Source organism: Gemmatimonadota bacterium (genome assembly GCA_026705765.1).
Taxonomy (GTDB): Bacteria; Latescibacterota; UBA2968; order UBA2968; family UBA2968; genus VXRD01.
This window is the reverse complement of the sequence record JAPPAB010000161.1, coordinates 1-4126: the sequence shown is the minus strand read 5'-3', so window position 1 is coordinate 4126 and position 4126 is coordinate 1. Positions and strand designations below refer to the sequence as shown.

Here is a 4126-nt window from a genome sequence, read left to right as displayed (position 1 = left end):
ATTCACCTTTTACTCAACAGACTCGCTTAATCACACGAGTTTTAAAACAGCTTCTATGATCAAGCCACTTGAGCGCACGGGCACCTATCGGACTTATTCTATGGCCGATGGCCTGGCCGGAATGCGCATTGAACACATTGCTGAGGATAACGAGGGGTGTATCTGGTTCGCCACATGGGATAATGGCGTCAGCCGCTTTGATGGGGACGAGTTCCAGAATTTTACCAAACAGGACGGTTTTATTAATGATCATGCTCATTTTGTTTTACAAGACAGCCAGAATCGGTTGTGGTTTGGCACATTAAATGGGGTCTGCTGGTATGACGGAACAGATTTTCACCATTTGGTGGACGAGGGGATCGCGGACCGCGCAGTGGAGTTCATTTACGAAGACAGCGAGGGGCGTATATGGTGTGGTGGCCACAGGACTCTGGGATATTACGACGGTACTGTGTTCCACGATTTGATTCCGCTCTATCTGCAAGACTACGAGCAGCCGCCTTCTCCCGAATGGTCCGACCAGTGTCGGGGTATTGCTCAGGATTCGGAAGGCCACCTGTGGTTTGGCTTTGATTATCTCATCCGCTTCGACGGTGAATCTTTCCACCGATACGAAGAGAAAGAGGGATTTCCCCGAGATGAAAACATCTATTCTGTGGGCGAGGACCATACTGGCAAGGTGTGGATCGGTCGATTTAGACATCGAGAGGGGCTCTGGTGCTATGCCGATGGCTCTTTCCAGTCTGTTATGGTCGATTTGGGAGGCGGCCTACGCAAAATTCAGTGTGACAGGGAAGGACGGATGTGGTTCAGTACTTCAGAAGGGGTGATCTATCAGGACGGTGAGGGGTTCAGCAGACTTACCCCTGCCGATGGGCTGCCCCATCGTGCAGTCAAAGCCGTGTTTCAGGATCGCGAGTATCAATTCTGGTTCGCCACCTGGGGCGGTGTTGGGCTTTACGATACAAAGATCAGCGTTTTCGATATGGATCCGGAGTTTTCTAACACCGTGAGTGAGGTCTCGCACCTCGTGCAAGACCAGCGCGGTGATATATGGATCGGGTATGAGGGTTTCCATCTCAATGCATGGACCAAAAGCGTCTTTCGCTTCGATGGCGAACACTTTGAATTTGTAAGCACAGAGGATGGTGTTGATCTCCATAACTGTTTTGCCATCTACGAGGACCTCGACGGGTACCTGTGGTTTGGTGGCGACACGGGTCTGTTCCGCTACGATGGGAAGAAAATAAAAAAAATGCAAATACCCGCAGATTCAGGCGAAAGAAGTATCAGTGCAATCACCCAGGATTCTCAAGGACAATTTCTTTTGGGACACTGGGAAAACAGCACGAGAAAAAAAGGAAAGGATCTTTTTATCAGTTCATTGAAGATCATTTACCAGCAGGGTGAGGCATTCCAAACCATTTTTGTGGAGGATGAGAAGAACGATCCTTTCAGCCGTATCGGCACTGTGATTTTTGGGCGCAATGGCGAGATCTATTTTCATCTCATTCACCAAAATTTCTCAGGCACTGACAAGGGCTTTGCGTGTTGGCATCCCGAATATAGGCTTAAATTTTATGGGATTGAAGATGGACTGATCGACGACCAGGTCACAGACTTGCTGTTAGACAGCAATGGCAACCTGTGGATTGCTACTAAGAGGGGTCTGAGTCGTTTTGATGGCAACGTCTTTCACAGCTTCACGACTGAAGAAGGCTTGCCGAATAATCACATTCGTTGTTTGTTTGAGGACTCGCGAGGATATCTCTGGCTCGGTACAGATGGCGGCGTAGCACATTATGATGGTCGGCTTTTCCAAACCATAAAGTTACCGCATATAGGATTGGTTTGTCAGATACTCGAAGACCGCGATGGAAACTTTTGGTTCGGTACAGTCCAACATCCTTTGGTGCGCTATCGACAACAAAAAACCTCGCCTCAGATTCGCCTGCTGCAGGTGATTGCCGATAAGGTGTATGAGGACCTGCAGGAAGATATTCTATCTACGACAGGACAAAATGTGATTTTTGAGTATAAGGGCAGAAGTTTTTCCACCCATCCCAGCGACATGCTCTACATCTATCGCCTGAATGGCTATGATTCTGACTGGCAACCAGCCACTCGCAAGATGCGGGCCTTTTATCGAGACTTGCCGCCGGGAGACTACACATTTCAGGTCCGGGCGATAGATCGCGATCTGAATTACTCAGAGATAGCGCAGGTAAGACTCTCGATCACGGCAGACCCGCGCATCGAAGCATTGACCGACGTCATCAACCGCCGAGGAAGCCAACAGTTTATCGGTCATAGCGCGGCTCTGAGCAAATTTCAAATCAGTCTTGAAAAAATTGCATCTACCAATATGACCGTGCTGATTATGGGCGAGACAGGTGTGGGCAAGGGACTGGCAGCGCGGACACTGCACGCGCTGAGTGCCCATCGCGATGGTCCTTTTATAGAGTTTAATTGCGGTGCATTGCCCGGGACGTTGATCGATAGTGAACTGTTTGGGCACGAGAGAGGAGCTTTTACCACTGCTGTTTCCCAAAGACTGGGCAGGGTGGAACTGGCGGAAGGTGGCACACTCTTTTTGGACGAGATCGGCGATATGGCCTTGGAAACGCAGGTCAAGCTGTTGCGCTTGCTGGAAGAGGGTACGTTTGAGCGGGTTGGGAGTAGCGAGACGCAGATGGTAAAGACGCGGATTGTGGTAGCGACCAATCGCAATCTTGAGGAGATGGTCCGCACAGGAGATTTTCGGGAGGACCTCTATTATCGCCTCAATGCCTTTCCGATGTATTTACCGCCGCTTCGCGAACGCAAGGAGGATATACCGGAATTAGCCGAGTATTTCAAGACGCGCATGGCGACGCATCTGGGCAAGCAAATAGCTCCCTTGACGCCAGAAATTATTGCAGTGTTACAAAGCTACCATTGGTCGGGTAATGTGCGGGAATTAGAGCATACCATACAGCGGGCTGTGGTCTTGTGTCCCGAGTCTCAAATTGGAGTGGGAGATCTGGGACTGCCTGGTTCTCAAATCAAAGATATGGATCAGTGGACTTTATTTGCTTCTCAAGACCGCGAATTCGTGCCTTTGGATGAGTATGACCGCCGCTACATCCTCGACGCACTAAAAGCCACGAATTGGCAGATAAAAGGCCCCGAGGGCGCAGCGACACTGCTTGGAGTACCCCCTTCTACCCTGTATGGAAAAATGAAAAGACTGGGTATTAAACTAGACCGCGATGTTTGAAGACAATTCAAAATGGAACATCAGGCATCTCCAAGATTCACTTCAAAGCGCGGCAAACACGCCGCATAACTTTAACCGCATCTTTAGACTCTTCAACACTGAGTATTTCCCAATTTCTCACCTCTCATGCAGATATGACCTCAAAGGCCGTTATATTGCGGGTATCCTTACTGAACTCTACCCCGATCAGATGGATCGGCTGGTCCAAACCCCGGTATTTGTCCGCGTATCCCTTTGCCTGCAATTGCGCCATTGCAGACCCTTCCGGTGCCAATTCCACAACCTTGAGCTCGAACAGATACACAGTGTCGTTGAAACGAACCGCCATGTCCAGACGCCCATCGCTGCCACTGTCTTCCACAACGATGTCGAATCCCACCGATGCGAAGTAGGAGTAGAAGACGCTGGCGTAGTAGCCTTCGTAGTTCGCTATGTCATTGTTTGTGTGCCACTGATAGGGGATGCTGGCGAAGAACGCCTTGAACAGGTTTTTTAGGCCAGCGAAGTCATTGACCAGCAGCAGGTCGTATAGACGGGCACTGTGCTCGGCCTGTTGCGCGGGGCTTCCCGTCAAATGGTTGAGCAAACTTTCGTTCAGGCTCTGGCGCACTTCCTGGTTTGGGTAGCTCAGGCGGTAGTAGGTTCTGCTACCGCGCGGTTCGGTTTGGATAATCGTGAGATACCCGGTCTGGAACAGCAGAGCTTCGGTGGCGATGTGGTCAACGTCAAATGTAGATAACAGTTCGTCACTGCCCAATATGTTGTCCAGATCCAGTGTACCAATCCCGCGCGATAGTAGCGTCTCGACTAAGAATGTCGGCGTGCCGGTCTCAAACCAGTAGGCTTTAAAGCTGCGGTTTCGGAACA

At 50.2% G+C, this 4126-nt stretch carries 2 protein-coding genes; one reads left to right on the top strand and one right to left on the bottom strand.

Annotation, left to right across the window (positions count from 1 at the left end):
• Positions 1-3259 (top strand): sigma 54-interacting transcriptional regulator (locus OXH16_20600; protein ID MCY3683806.1); only part of this gene is annotated, 3259 nt, incomplete at its 5' end.
• A 124-nt stretch (positions 3260-3383) separates the two neighbouring features.
• Here OXH16_20600 and OXH16_20595 read toward each other — a convergent pair.
• The coding region (locus tag OXH16_20595; protein MCY3683805.1) for a PD-(D/E)XK nuclease domain-containing protein at positions 3384-4126 on the bottom strand (743 nt) is incomplete at its 5' end.